Source organism: Vibrio sp. KUL70, from assembly GCF_059725515.1.
In genome coordinates, this window is record NZ_AP045834.1 from 429,801 (window position 1) to 449,876 (window position 20,076).

15 protein-coding genes are annotated in these 20,076 nt (G+C 46.9%); 10 read left to right on the plus strand and 5 right to left on the minus strand.

What is annotated here, in order from left to right; genetic code table 11:
• Positions 1 to 73 precede the first annotated feature (73 nt).
• The 3 genes from AC6I7V_RS01950 to AC6I7V_RS01960 form a co-directional block, all read right to left on the minus strand.
• Positions 74 to 685 carry a TIGR04211 family SH3 domain-containing protein gene (locus AC6I7V_RS01950; RefSeq protein ID WP_255231498.1) on the minus strand — a complete coding sequence of 204 codons (612 nt, stop codon included), beginning with the start codon at positions 683 to 685 and terminating at the stop codon, positions 74 to 76.
• 204 nt (positions 686 to 889) lie between these two features.
• The gene (locus tag AC6I7V_RS01955) at positions 890 to 2,152 is read right to left on the minus strand and encodes an inorganic phosphate transporter (protein WP_255231497.1); all 1,263 of its coding nucleotides are present in this window, start codon (positions 2,150 to 2,152) and stop codon (positions 890 to 892) included.
• 129 nt (positions 2,153 to 2,281) lie between these two features.
• Positions 2,282 to 2,962 carry a TIGR00153 family protein gene (locus AC6I7V_RS01960; RefSeq protein WP_255231496.1) on the minus strand — a complete coding sequence of 227 codons (681 nt, stop codon included), beginning with the start codon at positions 2,960 to 2,962 and terminating at the stop codon, positions 2,282 to 2,284.
• A 208-nt stretch (positions 2,963 to 3,170) separates the two neighbouring features.
• Between AC6I7V_RS01960 and AC6I7V_RS01965 the strand changes: the two genes are divergently transcribed.
• Positions 3,171 to 4,688, plus strand: a complete 1,518-nt coding sequence (locus AC6I7V_RS01965; RefSeq protein WP_498011240.1) for a CYTH and CHAD domain-containing protein — start codon at positions 3,171 to 3,173, stop codon at positions 4,686 to 4,688.
• 38 nt (positions 4,689 to 4,726) lie between these two features.
• On the opposite strand, the gene AC6I7V_RS01970 is transcribed toward AC6I7V_RS01965, so the two are convergent.
• Positions 4,727 to 5,476: a potassium channel family protein gene (locus AC6I7V_RS01970; RefSeq protein WP_261882548.1), complete on the minus strand. Its 750-nt coding sequence runs from the start codon at positions 5,474 to 5,476 to the stop codon at positions 4,727 to 4,729.
• A 98-nt stretch (positions 5,477 to 5,574) separates the two neighbouring features.
• Here AC6I7V_RS01970 and AC6I7V_RS01975 point away from each other — a divergent pair, with 98 nt between their 5' ends.
• The 3 genes from AC6I7V_RS01975 (at position 5,575) to hldE (ending at position 11,379) form a co-directional block, all read left to right on the plus strand.
• Positions 5,575 to 6,831 carry a methyl-accepting chemotaxis protein gene (locus AC6I7V_RS01975; RefSeq protein ID WP_498011241.1) on the plus strand — a complete coding sequence of 419 codons (1,257 nt, stop codon included), beginning with the start codon at positions 5,575 to 5,577 and terminating at the stop codon, positions 6,829 to 6,831.
• Positions 6,832 to 6,961: 130 nt separating this feature from the next.
• Positions 6,962 to 9,814, plus strand: a complete 2,853-nt coding sequence (gene glnE / locus AC6I7V_RS01980) for a bifunctional [glutamate--ammonia ligase]-adenylyl-L-tyrosine phosphorylase/[glutamate--ammonia-ligase] adenylyltransferase (protein ID WP_498011629.1) — start codon at positions 6,962 to 6,964, stop codon at positions 9,812 to 9,814.
• 134 nt (positions 9,815 to 9,948) lie between these two features.
• Complete coding sequence (gene hldE / locus AC6I7V_RS01985; protein ID WP_255231492.1) at positions 9,949 to 11,379, plus strand: bifunctional D-glycero-beta-D-manno-heptose-7-phosphate kinase/D-glycero-beta-D-manno-heptose 1-phosphate adenylyltransferase HldE; 1,431 nt, start codon at positions 9,949 to 9,951, stop codon at positions 11,377 to 11,379.
• Positions 11,380 to 11,496: 117 nt separating this feature from the next.
• Here hldE and tolC read toward each other — a convergent pair whose 3' ends face one another.
• Positions 11,497 to 12,819: an outer membrane channel protein TolC gene (gene tolC / locus AC6I7V_RS01990; protein ID WP_255231491.1), complete on the minus strand. Its 1,323-nt coding sequence runs from the start codon at positions 12,817 to 12,819 to the stop codon at positions 11,497 to 11,499.
• Positions 12,820 to 13,046: 227 nt separating this feature from the next.
• Here tolC and nudF point away from each other — a divergent pair, with 227 nt between their 5' ends.
• The 6 genes from nudF (at position 13,047) to parC (ending at position 19,982) form a co-directional block, all read left to right on the plus strand.
• Positions 13,047 to 13,676: an ADP-ribose diphosphatase gene (nudF, locus tag AC6I7V_RS01995; protein WP_498011242.1), complete on the plus strand. Its 630-nt coding sequence runs from the start codon at positions 13,047 to 13,049 to the stop codon at positions 13,674 to 13,676.
• Positions 13,677 to 13,680: 4 nt separating this feature from the next.
• Positions 13,681 to 14,124: a DUF1249 family protein gene (locus AC6I7V_RS02000; protein ID WP_255231489.1), complete on the plus strand. Its 444-nt coding sequence runs from the start codon at positions 13,681 to 13,683 to the stop codon at positions 14,122 to 14,124.
• Between the two features lie 53 nt (positions 14,125 to 14,177).
• Positions 14,178 to 15,002, plus strand: a complete 825-nt coding sequence (gene cpdA / locus AC6I7V_RS02005) for a 3',5'-cyclic-AMP phosphodiesterase (protein WP_261882552.1) — start codon at positions 14,178 to 14,180, stop codon at positions 15,000 to 15,002.
• Positions 15,002 to 15,604: an esterase YqiA gene (gene yqiA, locus AC6I7V_RS02010; protein WP_255231487.1), complete on the plus strand. Its 603-nt coding sequence runs from the start codon at positions 15,002 to 15,004 to the stop codon at positions 15,602 to 15,604. The genes cpdA and yqiA overlap by 1 nt, the downstream gene beginning before the upstream one ends.
• Before the next feature lie 241 nt (positions 15,605 to 15,845).
• Entirely contained in the window at positions 15,846 to 17,726 is a 1,881-nt protein-coding gene (gene parE, locus AC6I7V_RS02015; protein WP_032553096.1) for a DNA topoisomerase IV subunit B, read from the plus strand.
• Positions 17,727 to 17,729: 3 nt separating this feature from the next.
• Positions 17,730 to 19,982, plus strand: a complete 2,253-nt coding sequence (parC, locus tag AC6I7V_RS02020) for a DNA topoisomerase IV subunit A (protein ID WP_261882554.1) — start codon at positions 17,730 to 17,732, stop codon at positions 19,980 to 19,982.
• The last annotated feature ends 94 nt before the right edge of the window (positions 19,983 to 20,076 follow it).

Sequence of the window (20,076 nt, forward strand, 5' to 3'; positions counted from 1 at the left end):
ACCCCACTTCAAAAAGTGGGGTTCGTCAGCAATCTGAGGAGCACATGAGTGCTCCTTATTTGATTTGTTGCGATTACGCCCAACCGTTTGGTGATTTTCTCTTACGCGGGATTAGGTGCGGAAGAATCAGACCAAATAACAGACCTAGGCCAGCGACACCGCCGCCGTACATGAAGTACTTCAATAGTAGGTCGTCTTTTTGCGTGTCTAGCTTAGCGCGTAGCTCGCGGTTTTCCGTTTGAACGCTTGTCAGCTGTTGGCTGATTTCGCTGTAGTTCTGCTCTAGCTCAGAAATTTGCGTGTTGCGAGATTCAAGAGAGCTGATTAAACCCGCTTTCTCGCTATCTGCGCTTTGACGCGCATTTGCCAATTTCGCTTTAACTTCAGCTAGCTCTTTCTCTAGCTTAGGCATACGCAGTGCCATGCTCTCTTGAGAAGTGACAAACTTACTCTCAACCCAGCCTTTACGGCCACGGTTGTCTTGAATTTGGGTGTAACCCGTTTGCTTATTTGCTTGTAGGAATGTGATTTTTTCACCAGCATCGACACTACCAATAATACGGTAGCTATTATTTGGGCCAGAGTGCATATAAGTAAATAGTTTATCAGCAATATAACGGTCTTGTGCAAACGCAGCTGGGGCTGCAAGCATTGCGAACAAAACGAAGCTAATCAGTTTTTTCACAGTAAATCCCTTAACGATTTCAATTGGGGTGGGCGATAAGTCAGCCTCAGTTAGCAGATAGTATTTAGTTTCTCGGTAGGGTGCAACAAAGAAGGGAGGCTGAGCCTCCCTTTCTGTGTATTTGAGTCAATAATGACATGAGATTTACATATCGTTACTGAAGCTCACAATTTTCTGACGTGGATTCAGCCCCCTAAAAAGGGGTTAGCCAATGAACATACCTTGAATTGCGTAGAAGAATACAACCGCAAGCAGTGCACCTGCTGGCAGTGTTACAATCCAAGAAGCAACGATGTTACGAACTACGCCAAGGTTTAGAGCCGCGATACCGCGAGCGAAACCAACACCCAATACTGCACCAACAAGTGTTTGTGTTGTTGAGATTGGTAGACCAGTACCAGAAGCCAGAACTACGGTACACGCTGTTGCAAGTTGTGCTGCAAAGCCACGGCTTGGTGTGAGTTCTGTAATACCAGTACCAACTGTCGCCATTACTTTGTGGCCAAGAGTTGCTAGACCAACAACAATACCAAAGCCACCTAGAGGCAGAATCCACCATGCGATGGTGCTCTTACCCGTGATTTCACCCATGTGTTCAACCGTTGATACAACAGCAGACAGTGGACCAATCGCGTTCGCTACGTCGTTTGAACCGTGAGCAAATGCCATCGCACACGCTGTGATAACCATAAGAACAGAGAAGATACCTTCCACGCCAGCAAAGCTGTGGTCTTCTTCGCGGTTAGCGAATTTCTTCTGGATGTATAGGTAGCCACCAACCATAACGATCGCAGAAACACCAGCAGCCCAAATCCAAGCTTCAGTGTTGCTTAGGTGAAGACCAACGTGTTTTAGACCTTTCTTGATTGTTACCAGCGCGATCACCATTGTTGTGATGAACATGTATACAGGCACAAAACGTTTAGCGTTAAACAGTGGGTTCTCAGTATCAAAGATTAGACGCTGAGCACTTACGAAGATAACGTAAGCGAAGAAACCAGAGATAACAGGCGTAATGATCCAGCTACCAACAATACCTTGAACACTGCCCCAGTCCACCGCTTCAGTACCCACAGACACGCAAGCGAAACCGATGATAGCACCGATGATTGAGTGTGTTGTTGATACAGGCCAGCCCATGTAAGAAGCAAGTAGTAGCCATGTACCAGCAGCAAGCAGTGCTGACATCATGCCGAATACAAGTACGTCAGGTTGGTGTGCAAATAGAGATGTCTCGATAACACCTTTACGGATAGTATCGGTAACCTCACCGCCAGCAAGATAAGCACCAGCAAATTCAAAGATCATTGCGATAATGATCGCTTGTTTAACGGTTAGAGCTTTTGAGCCTACTGAAGTGCCCATTGCGTTCGCAACGTCATTCGCACCAATACCAATAGCCATCAAGAAACCGAAAGCTGCTGCAATAAGAATCAGGACAGTGCCGTAGTTAGCAAGGATATCCATCGTAATACCTAGTTGTTTGATAACAAGCGGAGCAAATTTAGACGCAAAAAACCGCTCAGCGAGAGAAATACTCAACGCATAAGTGGTTTTGGTTAAAAAGTGCTCTTCGTTATATAGTTAACGTTTGATTTAAGATCGAGAAAGCATTACTTCAAGACGAGCGCCAACACGCTGCGCTTGGTCTGCAATACCACCGACCCATTCAAGAATCTTGTATAAGAACATGATGTCGACAGGGTTTAGATCTGCTTCAATTGCCATGAGTTGTTGGCGCAGCTCAATCTGCATCGCGTCTGTATCATCTTCGATTACATCTAATTGATGAATCATCTCAGCAACGAGTGTTACTTCACGGCCTTTAAAGCCAGTTTCAAGTAATTCATCAAGTTCATTGATTACGTTTTGTGCTTGGTTCGCTGCATCTAGACAACGTTTAACGTAAGCGATGAAATTCTCTTGTAGAGGAGCTGGAACGACAAGCTGACGACCGTAAACGCGGCCAGCGATGTCTTTCGCTAGGTTTGCAAGTTTGTCTTGCTGAGTTAATAGCTCCAACATATCGGTGCGATCAACTGGCATAAACAAACCGCGAGGAAGTTTAAGGCGGATTTCACGTTTTAGGACATCTGCTTCTTTTTCAAGATGAGAAATCTGCGCACGAATTTCAGCTGCCTTTTCCCAGTCACCCTTTGAAGAGACTTCAAAGAAGTTTACTAGGTGAGAACAACATTCGTTCACACACACAACGTGACGTTGCAAAGGTTTAATTGGGGACTTTGCAAATAACCCCATAATTGTATTTACTGGCATGGTTGTCCAACCTAATAAATAATAACCTTAAAAAAAACATACACCATATTCGTGGTGAAATGTTAAGCGATGGCTATAAAGTCGCGCATGTTAACCTAATCAATCTCTCATTAAAACTGTTTTAGATCATCATATGGGCGATATTTCTGACTTGCCGAGTTTTAAAATTGGCAATATCCTGTCCCTATCTTCCCAGAAAGGTATAACTATGGAAACCGAGATAGAACTGAAGTTTTTTGTTTCTCCTGAATTTTCAGAGACTTTACGCAATAAAATTGCTGAAACGAAGGTACTTCAGCACAGTTGTCGAGAGCTAGGTAACATCTACTTTGATACGCCGGACAACTGGCTACGTAAGCATGATACTGGCTTGCGCATTCGACGCTTTGATGACGTATTTGTACAAACCGTAAAAACAGCGGGTCGTGTGGTGGCTGGTTTACACCAGAGACCAGAGTACAATGCGGAGCACGATAGCAATCAACCGAATCTATCTCTTCACCCAGGTGATATCTGGCCAGACGGTAAGGATGTCGAGACACTGCAATCTGAACTGATTCCTCTTTTTTCGACTAACTTCACTCGCGAGCAGTGGCTGGTGGGGATGCCTGACGGTAGTCAGATTGAGGTGGCGTTTGACCAGGGCTTTGTTGAGTCTGGTGACCAACAAGAGCCTATCTGTGAGGTTGAGTTAGAGCTTAAATCTGGACAGGCCGATTCGTTATTCACACTGTCTCGCCAGTTCTGCGAACAGGGCGGCATGCGTCTAGGCAACTTGAGTAAAGCAGCGAAAGGTTATCGTTTAGCACAAGGTTACCAAGGCGATGAAGTGAAACCTCTGACCTTGGTGAAGACCAACAAGAATGACACGGTTGAATCCTGTTTTATCCAATCTTTAGAGCACGCTCTGTCTCACTGGCACTACCATGAGCAGATCTTTACTGAGCGCCAGTCGATAGAAGCACTGCATGAAATCAGCCATTCTCTGAGCTTTATCCGTCAAACATTTACCATTTATGGTGGCATTGTCCCGCGTCGTGCGAGTGCGATTCTTCGCCAAGAACTTAAGTGGTTAGAGCAAGAGCTAGAATGGCTTAAGAGCTACGACCATTTAGAAGACTTGCTAGAAGACAAAGGCCACGTTTTACGTAAGTTAGACGCTCGCAAGTTCTTGGTTGCTGAACTTAAAGAGATGCAAGAGCAACTTCCAGACCGTGAAGAGCTACTGACTCTGCTGAGCTCTGCGCGCTATACCGGTTTGTTGCTTGATTTGAGCCGTTGGATCCTATCGCGTGGCTGGCAGCCGTTCCTCGATGAGAAAGCGCGAGAGCAAATGGCACGTGGAATTGAGTGGTTTTCGGTCAAGCAATTAGATCGTACTTGGGCAGAGCTTATGGAAGTTTTCCCGCCAGAACGTGTGATGACCAGCCAGGCTTACATCGATCAGCAGTATCGCTTAATGCGTAACCTCTATACAGGTGTTGGATTTGCCAGTCTGTATGATGCTGATGAGCGTAACAGCTTCCGTCTACCTTGGGCGGATATGATCCAAGGTATCGATGATCTGTTGATGCTAAGAACATTAGCCCCGCTAACAGACAAGTTAGAAGGGGATGAAAAAGTTCAGTTAGAGCGTTGGTTGGCTCGCCAAGAGGTGTCTATTCTGCATGCGATGGAGCAGACGCGCCAAATTAGTGTTGAAGTTGAGCCGTATTGGCAAGGTTAACAATCACCAGATAGAACATGAAAATAGGGCATTACGCCCTATTTTTTTATCTGCTGTTCTAGCTTATCTAATCGTTCAAGGATCTGTTGCTGTTGTTCCAGAATAAGGTCGAGCTTTTTGTCTTTGTTCTCCAGCTTCTTATTCTGTAAATCGGTCGGCTCGGTAATCAGCGATGTCACTAAGCCCGAGATCATACCGAATACGCCCACGCCACAAATGATCACTAAAGAGGCCACCAGTTTTCCAGAGCTTGTCACAGGGTAGTGATCGCCATATCCGACGGTGCTAATCGTGACAAACGCCCACCACAGCGCATCGTATCCAGTGGTAATGTTGGCTCCTGGTTGTTTATGTTCGAGTAACAAAATCGTACCGGCACCGATAGTGAGCAGCAGCACTAGCAATAAAATGATGGATGCGAGCGTGGTTTCTCGGCGATTGCGAAACAGCTCTCTAAAAATTCGTTTGCTGGAGCGTAAAACCAAAACAACCCGTAATATCTGAAAGATACGTGCGAAACGCAAAGGTTCGACCATCGGAATACTGGCAAGAAAATCAATCCAATGAATCTTTAAGTATGAAATTTTGTTTTCCGCTCGAACCAGATCAACAGTGAGCTGCAGAAGAAAAACACTACAGATTACAAAGTCTAGGCCGATAAGAACTTGTTTAGATTCATCATCGATAGGCGCAAACAATAAGCTAGAGATCACAAATAACGCTAAGAAAGAGAGAATCAGTGATAATAAGCTCATTGGCTTGGGTGTGTCTTTGGTACTATCTAACATTCATACGAAGCTCGAAATAAATCGCAATCTTTAGCAAATCTTTGCTATTGCGTGGATATGGAAGCATTCAATATATAAGACTTAATGGAGAACTGACAATGACTAAACTGTCATTCAAGCCGTGGGAAAGGGTAATCTCTGACATTCGTCTCGTTCCAAAAATGATCATGCTGATGGTATTCAGTACCATTTTGATCATTGCCAAACAGCTGTGGGATGCCAGCACATTCCATGACTCATTGCTTGCGGCAACGAACAACGCACAAGTCGCACAAGAGCACTACGAGACATATCTAGTGCAGGTGGCTTGGCAAACCGGCTTGATGATTGTGGTGTTTGTGGTTCTTCTTATGGCTGCAGCTCGTGTGATGCTGCGCCAAACTCAGTATCTGAGTGAAGCTATAAAAACTATGGCGGACAAAAACTTGTCAGTACCCATCCATATGGATTGTAAAGATGAGTATGGTGATGTCGCTCGTGAGCTTGAGAAAACTCGCGTTCAGCTGAATGACATGATTAAAACGCAAGTGGCTTCATCCGATGAACTGTTCGCTCTGACCGAAGTGATGACGATCAGCATGTCTGAAACTAAGGAATCAGCGCAGGAAGAGTTCAATGAAATTGATCAGCTAGCGACTGCAATGAGTGAAATGACCTCGACCGTTCAAACTGTCGCTGAGCATGCACAGAATGCGTCTTCTCTTACCGAGCAAGCATCGGGCCAAGCCCTTACAGGTCAAAAGTTTGTACAAGGCTCTGTGTCTAAAATGAGTGAACTCTCAACCGATATCGCTGCATCAGCGGCTGCGGTAAATCAAGTGGAAGAGCGTGTGGACTCAATTGGTAGCGTAGTGGGTACTATCCAAGGCATTTCTGAGCAGACTAACCTTCTTGCATTGAACGCGGCAATTGAAGCGGCACGTGCAGGTGAAGCAGGGCGTGGCTTTGCGGTGGTGGCTGATGAAGTACGTAACCTAGCCCAGCGCACCCAACAGGCGACAGTCGAAATTCAAGACATGATCACTCACCTACAAACCAGCGCTAACTCAGCGGTTGAGTTGATGGAGAAGAGTGTTGTTGAAGCAGCGGAAGGGGTTGACTTGGTCACCAACGCGGGCTCTGAGCTTGATGGCATCGTGAGTCAGGTCAACCAAATTAATGATATGAACTTCCAAATCGCAACAGCGGCCGGTCAACAGAGCAGTGTTGCGGAAGAGATGAATGTGAATCTAACCAATGTTCGAGAGTTGGTTGAAGCTTCGGTCACAGTCGTTGGTGAGCTTCTTGAAACCTCACAAATCATGCAAAGCAATGCTGAAGAGCTGGATGGTAAGATCAAGCAATTCAAGGTCTAGAGTGATTTTGCAAGCTTAGGTCTTATTTCTAATCCGATAAAACGCCCACATTCCTGATGTGGGCGTTTTTTATTGGCAATAGTTTGATATAAATAGAGACAGTATGCGCTTAGTCAAACAAGGAAGAAAAATGCAATTGCCCGCTTCACTTACTCAGCACTCTCAATCGGTTTTAGAAAATCTGCTTGAACATCAAGGCGAAGCGATCTCGGCTTGGTCTCCCCAGTATCAAGAGCAACTTAATTATGTTTTAGGGTTGAGTAGCTTCGTCGGCGACTGCTTACAGCGTGACAGTGAGTTAGCAAAAGTGTTGCCCACCATGCTTGAGAGTGAAGAGCGCGCCGAAGGTTATCGAGAGAGACTCGCAGCTCTTTTGAGCGAGTGTCACGATGAGATGAGTGGTCAGCGTGTTCTGCGTCAATTTCGTAATCGCGAAATGTCATATATCGCTTGGCGAGACTTTACTGCGTCTTGGCCTCTAGAGCAGAGCCTTAACCACCTTTCAATGCTCGCTGAAGCAATGATCTTTGAAACCTATCAGTGGCAATACAATATTTGTTGCAAAGAGTGGGGCACGCCTTGTAATGCGCAGGGAGAAGCTCAACCTATGCTGATCATCGGCATGGGTAAGTTAGGCGGAGGAGAATTGAACTTCTCTTCTGATATCGACCTGATTTTTACCTATCCAGAGAATGGCGAGACACAAGGTGCACGCAGAAGTATCGCTAATGCGCAGTTTTTCACACGTCTCGGGCAGCGCATCATTAAAGCTCTCGACCAACAGACCTTTGATGGCTTTTGCTATCGCGTTGACATGCGACTGCGTCCATTTGGTGAAAGTGGCCCATTGGTCATGAGTTACGCAGCGCTAGAAGATTACTACCAAGAGCAAGGACGTGACTGGGAGCGCTATGCGATGGTGAAAGCTCGGGTGATGGGGAGCGAAATGTACCCTGAGTATCAAGAACTACGACAAATGCTGCGCCCGTTTGTGTTCCGTCGTTACATCGATTTCAGTGCCATTCAGTCTTTGCGTCGTATGAAGTCAATGATCAGCAGCGAGGTACGTCGTCGCGGCTTGTCGAATAATATTAAGCTCGGCCCTGGTGGGATTCGTGAAGTGGAGTTTATTGCGCAGGTCTTTCAACTGATTCGTGGTGGACGAGAGCCGAGTTTGCGTGACCGTGGTCTATTAAACACCCTCGAAGCCATAGACGGCTTGAAGCTTTTAGAGTCAGGTGAAGTTGCACACCTTAGAGAGGCTTACCTATTTCTTCGCCGTTTAGAGAACCTACTGCAAGCGATGGCCGACAAGCAGACCCAAACCTTGCCCGATAATGAGCAAGAGCAGCTACAGCTAGCGGTTGCAATGCAATTTGAAAATTGGTCAGCGCTGATTGAGGAGACTCGTCAGCATATGGCCAATGTTCATGGGGTGTTTGAGGAGCTGATCGGTGTTGAAGAGGAGGAAGCCAACCCCATCGCGAGCCACTTCTGCGAGTTGTGGGATATGGCACATAAGCAGGACGTAATCGAGCATGTCTTGGAGACTGATATCAATGCCGTTGATCCACAGAAAGCCGCCACCACCATCATTCAGTTCAAGACTGATCTCGCAAAGAAAACGTTGGGCCCAAGAGGACGCGAAGTTCTTAACCGTTTGATGCCGAAAGTGTTCCAAGCCTTATACACCAACAAAGATGCAGAGTTTGGCTTGTCGCGTGTGTTGCACCTGCTGCAAAAAATCGTCACGCGAACCACTTACCTTGAACTGCTCGATGAGCACCCTGCGGCTCTGACTCAGTTGGTGCGCCTGTGTACCGCGAGTCCGATGATTTCTGAGCAACTGGGGCGCTACCCAATCTTGCTTGATGAATTGATCGATCCTCAGCAGTTGTATAACCCTGTGCCATTAGAGTCGTACAAAACTGAGCTGCGTGACTATCTTGCACGCATTCCAGAAGATGACATGGAACAACAGATGGAGGGGCTGCGTCAGTTTAAGCAGACCTGTATCTTGAGGATTGCAGCGGCAGATATTGCAGGTGTGTTGCCTGTGATGAAGGTGAGTGATCACTTAACCTACTTAGCCGAAGCCATTGTAGAAGCTGGAGTGAATCAAGCTTGGCTGCAAGTGTCGGCTAAATATGGCGAGCCTACCCACATTAAGGATCGTGATGGGCGCGGCTTTGCGGTTGTTGGTTACGGAAAAGTTGGGGGCTGGGAGTTAGGCTATAACTCGGATCTGGATATTGTCTTCATGCATGACTGCCCTGTAGATGTTTATACCGACGGCAAAAAAGAGATTGATGGTCGTCAATTCTATTTGCGCCTAGCGCAGCGCATTATTCATATCTTCTCGACTCGCACTGCCTCAGGGATTCTGTATGAAGTCGATACGCGCTTAAGACCTTCTGGCGCATCTGGTCTACTGGTCAGCCCAACCGATGCCTTTGACGAGTATCAACACACTGAAGCGTGGACGTGGGAACATCAAGCATTGACTCGCGCGCGTATGATCTATGGTGACGAGCCTTTGGCATTGGCGTTCAACAAGACGCGGCATGAGGTACTATGCCTTGAGCGTGATGGTGACGACCTTAAGCAAGAGGTAGTCAAGATGCGTGAGAAAATGCGCGCTCACTTAGGCGGTAAGAAAAGCGATCGTTTTATGCTGAAACAAGACCGTGGTGGAATTACCGACGTTGAGTTTCTTGCTCAATACCTAGTGTTGAGGTACAGCCATGAGAAACCGAAGCTGACACGTTGGTGTGACAATGTGCGTATCTTCGAGAGTCTGATGTCACAGGGCATAATGGAAGAATCACAAGCGATGGCCCTCACTCACGCTTACACCACATTGCGTGATGAAATTCACCATCGCAACTTACTTAATCTCGATGCTGATGTGGCAATTGATAAGTTTGAGCAAGAGAGGGCGCTTGTCACTCAGGCTTGGCAGCAGTGGATGCTCGCTGAATAGCGCAAACCTTGTATCAGTGTAACCGTCTAGATTGTGAAGCGGTGACTCAAACCGCTTCATTGTCTTTTTCTATGGTTTAGCCACTACTATCAGTGTGCTAGACTCTATCCAGATTCGATTTTTGGAGATCCCTAATGAAACCTATTCTACCTGACTACAGCCAATCGGGTGTGTTGATTGTCGGTGATGTGATGCTAGACCGTTACTGGTATGGCCCTACCGGTCGTATTTCACCAGAAGCGCCAGTACCTGTAGTAAAAGTAGAGAATAACGAGGAGCGTCCTGGTGGTGCAGCTAACGTGGCAATGAATATTGCTTCACTAGGCGGCCATGCGCATATCGTTGGTTTAACGGGTAAAGACGAGCCAGCACAAGTACTTAAGAACACACTGAGTGCGCTTAATGTTAACTGTGATTTTGTTGAGCTAGAAGATTACCCAACCATCACTAAGCTACGTGTGATGAGCCGTGGCCAGCAGTTGATTCGTCTAGATTTTGAAGACAAGTTTGAGAATACCGATCCTGAACTGGTTCTGTCTCGTATGGAGCAAGCGCTACCGAACGTGCGTTCTGTTATCCTGTCTGATTACGCTAAAGGTGCGCTTGAGCACGTACAGCGTTTCATTCAGAAAGCGCGTGCAGCAAATGTTCCAGTGTTTATTGACCCGAAAGGTGCGGATTTTGAACGCTACCGTGGTGCAACACTGCTAACACCGAACATGGCCGAATTTGAGCTGGTCGCGGGTAAAGTGAAGTCAGAAGAGGATCTCGTTGCAAAAGGCTTGGCTCTGATTGAAGAGTTTGACTTTGAAGCACTGCTTGTTACCCGTAGTGAGCACGGTATGACCCTGTTGCGTAAAGGTCAAGAACCTTTCAACCTGCCAACACAAGCGAAAGAAGTGTATGACGTGACGGGTGCTGGTGATACGGTAATCTCGGTACTAGCGGCTTCTGTTGCTGCTGGTAAGCCACTTGATGAAGCGTGCGCACTAGCGAACGCAGCGGCAGGGGTTGTCGTCGGTAAGCTGGGTACTTCGACTCTATCTATGATTGAGCTAGCAGAAGCGGTACATGGTAGCCGAGATACCGATTATGGTGTGATTTCAGAGGCGGCTCTGATTGAAGCGGTAAAACAAGCTCGTGCTAAAGGTGAGAAAGTTGTTATGACAAACGGCTGTTTCGATATCCTTCATGCGGGTCATGTCTCTTACATGAACCACGCGGCAGAGCTGGGTGATCGCCTGATTGTTGCGGTAAACACGGATGAGTCGGTTAAACGCTTGAAAGGTCCTGGTCGTCCGGTCAACCCAACCGATCGTCGTATGGCGGTTCTTGCCGGTTTAGGTGCAGTAGATTGGGTGGTTCCTTTCTCTGAAGACACGCCACAGCGCCTAATCTCTGAGGTACTGCCGAGCATTCTCGTTAAGGGCGGTGATTACAAGCCAGAAGAGATCGCTGGTGGTGCAGAAGTGATCGCTGCAGGTGGTGAAGTGAAAGTGCTCAACTTTGAAGATGGTTGCTCAACTACAGAGATCATTGAAGCAATCAAAGGTGGTCGTGGATAAGCGCCTCACTTGATTTGATGTTCGATAAATAAAAATGCCGCTCGATGAGCGGCATTTTTGTATCTGTATATGTAGAGAGCGATGACCTCACTCTCTATCAGACCGTTTGTTAAGTGATTAGCTCGCTGGCTTTAGGCCTGCGTTCACATCAACAATGTCTTGCTCGCTAAGTGTACCTACCGCTTGACGCAGTTGCAGTACGCTTAGGATGTAGTTGTAACGTGCGTCAGATAGGTTTTTGTTCGCATCGTACAGACGACGAGTTGAATCAAGCACGTCAACGATAGTACGAGTACCGACATCGAAACCGGCTTCTGTCGCTTCAAGTGCAGATTGAGCTGAAACTACCGATTGCTCATAAGCACGTAGCGCGCCGATCGATGCACTGATGTTGTTGTTGAACGCGCGAACGTCTTTAACCACACTACGGTAAGTCGCTTCAAGATCTTCACTCGCTGCTACATAGTTGTATTCAGCCTGCTTAGTCAGCGAGGTTGTATTGCCACCTGTGTATAGGGGCACAACTAGGTTTAGACCAAGGTTTAAGCCGTCTTGATCGTAATCTTCAGAGCTGTTCGACTGATCAGCTAGAGAGTAGCTACCATCAAGCGTTAGGCTTGGAAGGTGACCAGAGCTCGCTAGTGAGATGTTGTCTTTCGCGATGTCTTGAGAGATACGAGCAGCCAATAAGCTTAAGTTTTTCTCTTGTGCTTGTTCAACTAGTGCTACTGCTGACTCTGAAGACTTGCTTGCTGAGAAGCGGTCAGTATCAAGGATGCTTAGATTAGAGTGCTCTTGACCGGTGATCTCACGTAGACCTTCGTAGTTGTTAGTCAGTGTGTTTTCAGCTAGAACTTCATCTGCTAGTACTGCATCGTACTGCGCTTGCGCATCGTGTACATCAGTGATCGCCGACAGACCAACTTCAAAGCGTTGCTTGGTTTGCTCTAGTTGACGAGCAACAGCTGCTTTCTCTGCACGAACGAACTCAAGGTTGTCTTGTGCACGCAGTACTTCAAAGTAAGCCGTCGCAACACGAAGGATCAGCCCCTGCTGCTCTGCCGCGTAAGCTGAATCAGCTTGACGTGCTGTTTTTTCAGCTGTGTCTAGAGTAATCCAAGAAGAGCGTTGGTAAAGCTCTTGCGTGAATCCTACACCAACACCCCAACTGTTATTGTCGAGGTTTGCGTTGTTTCCTGAATCATAATCACGGTCACCACGGTTGATGTCATAGTTCGCAGTTAGGTTGATTTGCGGTAGTAGTGTACTACGGCTAGAGGTGACGGCTTCAAAAGCGGCATCACGCTGCGCAGCTGAACGAAGAAGTGTTGGATCGTTTTGTTTTGCTTGGTCATATACTTCGGCTAGCGTATCAGCAAAAGCTGATGAACTCAGACTGCCAATTGCCGCACTGATAAATAGTGGAAGCAGTTTTCTCATTTTCCTATTCCTGCCTTAAGAGAATTTTTCTTTAACAGAGTTTAACTCAGTTTGATGGTAATTTACTCGAAACTTTGCACTTTTTTACCTTTAACTGTCCACTTGTGCAATATTTATTTTCAGATACTTAAATTTAATTATAAATTTTGTATAAAAAGTTGAACCTAGACCTTGGTAGTTAACTCGTACAATGAGTAAACTATAAAGATCACTGAGTGAGGTGCTAAATGCAACAGTATGACAATCAACAACATGAGTTTACTCCACAAGATGTGGAAATTGTCTCAAAAGAAACGCTCTTTCATGGTTTTTTCAAAATGGTCAGATACACCTTTCGACATAAGTTGTTTGAAGGTGGGTGGAGTAAGCCAATAGAACGTGAAATGTTTGAGCGTGGACATGCTGCTGCATTGCTACCTTACGATCCTATTCGAGATGAGGTGGTGATTGTCGAGCAGATCCGAGTGGGGGCGCTTGAGCATGAGAACCCTTGGCAATATGAAATCGTCGCGGGAATCATCGATACCGATGAATCGCCGGAACAAGTCGCCCGTCGAGAGGCTGTCGAAGAGGCTGGCGTTGAAGTGACTCATGTTCTACCGATTACTTCATACTACCCATCATCGGGTGGTTGCTCTGAGAAGCTGGATGTCATGGTGGGTTGTGTTAATGCTACAACAGCTAGTGGTGTACATGGACTCGATTACGAAGGTGAAGACATTCGTGTTCAGGTGATGAGCCGTGAACAAGCTTATCAATTGGTACAGCAAGGTGTGTTCGAAAACGGTGCTACTATTATTGCTTTGCAATGGTTGCAACTGAACTACCTGGATTTACAGTCAAAGTGGAAAGAGTAACGCTATGCCGAATATAGCGGTGAAAAAGCCGTATCATGTTGATCTTGCTGAATTGATGCGAGTGTATGAAACCAATTACGCAAAATTGAACGCGCTGCTGCCTGCTGAACATCAGGTGGGCGACGTGCGTTGTTATCAAGCGGTTAACATGGTGTATCAATTGACAGTGAATGAGGTCACAAAATACACCACATTAATAGACATATGTCAGAGTGATGAGATGCCAGTATTCCCTTTGCCAAAAATGTCTGTCAGGCTATATCACGACGCTCGCGTTGCAGAGGTATGTGCCAGTGGCGACTTCTCGAGAGTCAAAGCGAAATACGACTACCCAAACACCAAGCTTTTGCAAAAAGACGAGAAATTTCAACTCAATAAGTTTCTTGGCGAATGGTTAACGTTTTGTTTAAAAAATGGAATCAGTCGCACACCTATTACGCTGAATTAGCGTACGTTTGAATACTTTGAAGATCTAACAGTAACGTATCTGGATTTGTTATTTTGGAATTATCACACACTTCAAAATTAGATGAGAGCAGCATTAAGTTAGTGCAACTGACCGACACGCACCTCTTTGCGCCAAGTAATGGCAGCTTGCTGAGCATCAACACAGAAGATAGCTTTCGTGCTGTTGTCGATGGCATTGTGAACCAAGGTTTTGAATATGAAGCGGTTCTAGCGACGGGTGATATCTCTCAAGATCACAGCGCAGAGTCTTACCAAAAATTTGAGGCTGGCATTCAGCCTTTAGAGAAGCCTTGTTACTGGTTGCCAGGTAACCACGACTATAAACCCAACATGGGCAGCGTTATCCCATCGGCTCAAATTCAATGTGTTGAGCATGTGTTGCTGGGAGAGCATTGGCAGATGATTCTGCTTGACTCCCAAGTTGTCGGGGTACCACATGGTCGTTTAAGCGATCAACAGCTTGAGCTATTAGAACAGAAATTAACGGAATATCCGCACAAGCATACACTCGTTCTACTGCATCATCATCCGTTATTGGTCGGCAGCGCTTGGCTTGACCAACACTGCTTGAAAGACGCAGAGCAGTTCTGGGATGTCGTCTCGCAACATGACAACGTTCGTGGCGTTTTATGTGGTCACGTGCACCAAGATATGAACCGAGAGCATCTAGGTGTGCAGGTGATGGCGACACCATCGACGTGTGTTCAGTTCAAGCCAAACTCGGACGATTTTGCACTTGATACGCTAAGTCCGGGCTGGCGAGAGCTTGAGCTTAAACCAAACGGTGAGATTGCAACCGAAGTTCGCCGACTTGAACGCGGCCTATTCACACCTGACTTCAACGCCGAGGGGTACTAATGCCAGCTGCTGCGTCAACAAATAAGCCTTCAATGTTGCTTTATATCCACGGTTTTAATAGCTCATCGCGTTCGCATAAAGCGAATGTGATGGCCGACTACTGTGCTGAACATCGTCCGGATATCAAAGTGGTGACGCCACAATTGCCTAGCTTCCCAGCTCTGGCTGCCGCTCATCTTAAAAACATTGTTGAAGAGCACAAAGAGCAGTACCAAATTGCGTTGGTGGGCAGCTCATTAGGCGGTTATTTATCGACGTGGCTAAATGCGCATTATGGGTTTAAAGCGGTTGTGGTTAATCCAGCAGTGAAACCTTATGAGTTGTTGGCCGATTACCTCGGTGAACAGGTCAATCCATACACTAATGAACATTATGTTTTAGAGGAAAAGCACATTGATGAGCTCAAACAGCTCGACGTGGCCTCTATTTCCGAGCCAAATGATTTTTGGCTACTACAACAAACAGAAGATGAAGTTTTAGATTACCGTCAAGCGGTGGCTAAGTTTCAAGGAGCGAAGCAGACTGTAGAAGAGGGTGGCGACCACAGCTTTGTCGACTTTGAACGTTACCCTCAAAAGATAATTGAATTTCTAGCCTTATAAGGTGTCGCCTCAGCCGCAACATCTTATCTTTTTTGCCTGTTATTTCATCTATCAGTGGTGAAATATCATAGTTTGGTGTCATAGTTTTTGAACGTGCTTGACATCAAACCGCTGCTTCCAGACTATATTCCCCAATACTTTCGCTCGTTCGCTCTGCTGTGAGGGTTCACGGCAACTAACGCGGTTATATCGAATTAGAGCCCAGCGAACAGACGTAAATTTTTTGAGTAAACTCCGTATTATGACTGAACAATATAATGCAAAAGACCTCGAGGTTCTTGAAGGTCTCGACCCGGTTCGACACCGTCCGGGGATGTATACAGAGACTGAAAGGCCAAACCACTTAGCCCAAGAAGTTATCGATAACTCTGTGGATGAAGCATTGGCTGGCCATGCGAAGAAGATCAAAGTGGTCTTGCATGCTGACCAATCTTTAGAAGTGGTGGATGATGGTCGTGGTATGCCTGTCGATATTCACCCAGAGAAAGGCATCTCAGGTGTTGAGCTGATCTTAACTAAGCTCCACTCAGGTGGTAAGTTCTCAAACAATAACTACAAGTTCTCAGGTGGCCTGCACGGTGTAGGTATCTCTGTGGTGAACGCACTCTCAAAGCGCGTTGAAGTTACTGTTCGTCGTGACGGTCAAGTCCATGAAATCGCATTTGAAAACGGCGTTGCTGTCACCGACCTAACTGTTACTGGCTCATGTGGTCTGCGTAATAGCGGTACATCGGTCCATTTCTGGCCGGATGCGAAGTACTTCGACAGCTCTAAATTTTCTGTACTGCGCTTGGTGAACAACCTGCGCGCCAAAGCCGTTCTGTGTCCAGGTTTAGAGATCACCTTTAGTGATAAGGTGAATAATGAAGAGCATAAATGGTTCTATGAAGATGGTCTAAAAGACTACCTTGCAGAGGGCGTGAAGGGTTACACCCTACTACCTGAAGAGCCGTACATCGGCGAGTTCACAGCTGAAACTGAAATGGCAAACTGGGCAGTGATCTGGCAGCCAGAAGGCGGTGAGATGATCACTGAGAGCTACGTGAACCTAGTACCGACCAAGCAAGGTGGTACTCACGTAAACGGTTTGCGCCAAGGTCTATTGGATGCGATGCGTGAGTTCTGTGAATTCCGCAACTTGTTGCCGCGTGGTGTTAAGCTAACCGGTGATGACATCTTCGATCGCTGTTCATACGTACTGTCGGTTAAGATGCAGGATCCTCAGTTTGCAGGTCAAACCAAAGAGCGTCTTTCCTCTCGTCAAACCGCTGCGTTTGTTTCTGGCGTTGTAAAAGATGCCTTCAGCTTGTGGTTGAATGAAAAACCACAACTGGCTGAGCAACTAGCCGAAACCTGTATTGCCAATGCGCACCGTCGTATGCGTGCCAGCAAGAAGGTGGTACGTAAGAAGGTAGCATCAGGTCCAGCACTACCAGGTAAATTGACAGATTGTTCAGTTCAAGACTTAAACCGCACTGAAATTTTCTTTGTGGAAGGTGACTCGGCGGGCGGTTCAGCAAAACAAGCTCGCGACCGTGAGTTTCAAGCTGTGATGCCACTGCGTGGTAAGATTCTTAACACATGGGAAGTATCGGCAGACCAAGTTCTCGCATCTCAAGAAGTACACGATATCTCGGTGGCTTTGGGTATCGACCCAGACAACGATGACCTATCTGGCCTACGTTACGGTAAGATCTGTATCCTTGCCGATGCGGACTCGGATGGTCTGCACATTGCGACTCTGCTGTGTGCCCTGTTCACTCGTCACTTCCGCTCTTTGGTTGAAGCGGGTCATATCTATGTGGCTATGCCGCCTCTGTATCGTATCGACTGTGGCAAAGAGGTGTTCTATGCCCTTGATGACGATGAGAAAGATGGTGTGCTAGAGCGCTTATCGAAGAAGAAAGCCAAGATCAACGTACAACGATTCAAAGGTCTGGGTGAGATGAACCCACTTCAGTTACGCGAAACTACTATGGATCCAAATACTCGTCGTCTGGTTCAGCTAACGATTGATGACAGTGAAGCGACCAACGAAATGATGGACATGCTGCTAGGTAAGAAGCGTGCTGATGATCGCCGTTCATGGCTACAAAACAACGGTGATTTGGCCGAGGTATAATGAATGTCTAACGAAATTACTTTTGATGGCGTTGAACAATTGCCAATGCGCAAGTTCACCGAAGATGCCTATTTAAATTACTCAATGTACGTGATCATGGATCGTGCATTGCCTTACATTGGCGACGGTCTTAAGCCTGTACAGCGTCGTATTATCTACGCGATGTCTGAGCTTGGCTTATCAGCTGCGTCTAAATACAAGAAGTCGGCGCGTACCGTCGGTGATGTACTGGGTAAGTACCACCCACACGGCGACTCGGCGTGTTACGAAGCCATGGTATTGATGGCACAACCGTTCTCTTACCGCTACCCATTGGTCGATGGTCAAGGTAACTGGGGTGCTCCGGATGATCCGAAATCGTTCGCTGCGATGCGTTATACCGAAGCGAAACTGTCTAAGTTTGCTGAGGTTTTGCTTGGTGAATTAGGCCAAGGCACGGTTGAATGGCAACCAAACTTTGACGGCACGATGAAAGAGCCGCAAATGTTGCCTGCGCGCCTGCCTCATATTCTGCTTAACGGTATCACTGGTATCGCGGTAGGTATGGCAACAGATATCCCGCCACATAACGTGCGTGAGATTGCCGATGCGACCATTAAACTTATCGACAGCCCGAAAGCGGAACTGTCGGAAGTGATGGAGCATGTAAAAGGTCCAGACTACCCAACCGAAGCTGAGATCATCTCTCCGAAGTCAGATATCGAGAAGATCTACAAAACGGGTCGTGGCAGCATCAAGATGCGCGCGGTTTGGCACAAAGAGGGCTCTGATATTGTTATCACAGCTCTGCCTCACCAAGTATCCGGCGCTAAGCTTCTAGAGCAAATTGCTAACCAGATGCGTGCTAAGAAGCTACCAATGGTTGATGATCTGCGTGATGAATCCGATCACGAGAACCCAACGCGTATCGTTGTGGTTCCTCGCTCGAACCGTATCGACTGTGATCAGTTGATGAGTCACCTGTTCGCTTCCACAGATCTTGAGAAGAACTTCCGTGTTAACTTGAACATGATTGGTCTAGATAACCGTCCTCAAGTGAAAGGTCTTGTTCAGATCTTAAAAGAGTGGATTGAGTTCCGCCGTACAACAGTACGTCGTCGTCTACAGCACCGTCTTGATAAAGTGCTAGCGCGCTTACACATCTTAGAAGGTCTTTTGGTTGCTTATCTTAACCTCGATGAAGTGATTGAGATCATCCGAACTGAAGATGATCCTAAAGCGGTTCTGATGGAGCGCTTTGGTATCACTGAGATCCAAGCGGACGCAATCCTAGATACCAAACTTCGCCACCTTGCCAAACTGGAAGAGATGAAGATCCGCGGTGAGCAAGATGAGCTAGAAAAAGAGCGTGAGAAGCTAGAGAAACTACTCGGCTCTGAGCGTCGTTTGAACACTCTGATTAAGAAAGAGATCCAAGCGGACGCAGATAAGTACGGTGATGATCGTCGCTCTCCACTGGTTGAGCGTGCAGAAGCGAAAGCACTGACAGAGCGCGACCTTGTACCGAGTGAGCCAATCACAGTGGTACTCTCTGAGAAAGGTTGGATTCGCCATGCGAAAGGGCATGACGTGGACCCAGAAGGCTTGAACTACAAGTCCGGTGACAAATACCTTGCGAGTGCGCGTGGTAAGAGTAACCAACAAGCCGTATTCCTCGGCAGTGATGGTCGCAGCTACTCACTTGAGTCTCACTCTCTGCCTTCGGCGCGTAGCCAAGGTGAGCCGATTACTGGCCGCTTGAATATCAATGCGGGCAGTTCGATCCGCCAAGTCGTGATGGGTGATGATGATCAGCTATGGCTGGTGGGCTCTGATGCCGGTTACGGCTTCGTATGTAAAGGCAGTGACCTGTTGTCGAAGAACAAGAGCGGTAAGGCTCTGGTGAACTTGCCTCAAGCATCTGAAGTCATGCTACCAAGTCCGATTGAAGATCTAGAGACCAACGAGATTTTGGCGATTACTAACCAAGGTCGTATGTTGCTGTTCCCAATTAAAGACCTGCCTCAATTGAGTAAAGGTAAGGGTAACAAGATCATCAATATCCCATCAGCGAAAGCCAAAGAGCGTGAAGAGTTTGTTTCACACCTAATGGCTATCCCTCAAGGGACAACGCTGACGCTGTATGCGGGTAAGCGTAAGCTTGGCTTGAAGCCGGCTGATCTGGATAACTTCCGCGGTGAGCGTGGCCGTCGTGGTGGTCTACTGCCAAGAGGTCTGCAGCGCGTGACTCGTATCGACATTGAGAGTGACGAGTAATCTTAAACAGCTTTATAGATAATAAAAACCCAGCCTTGAGCTGGGTTTTTGTTGTTGTGCGCCGAGCATGGTGTCAACCTAGGAGGTGAAAGTC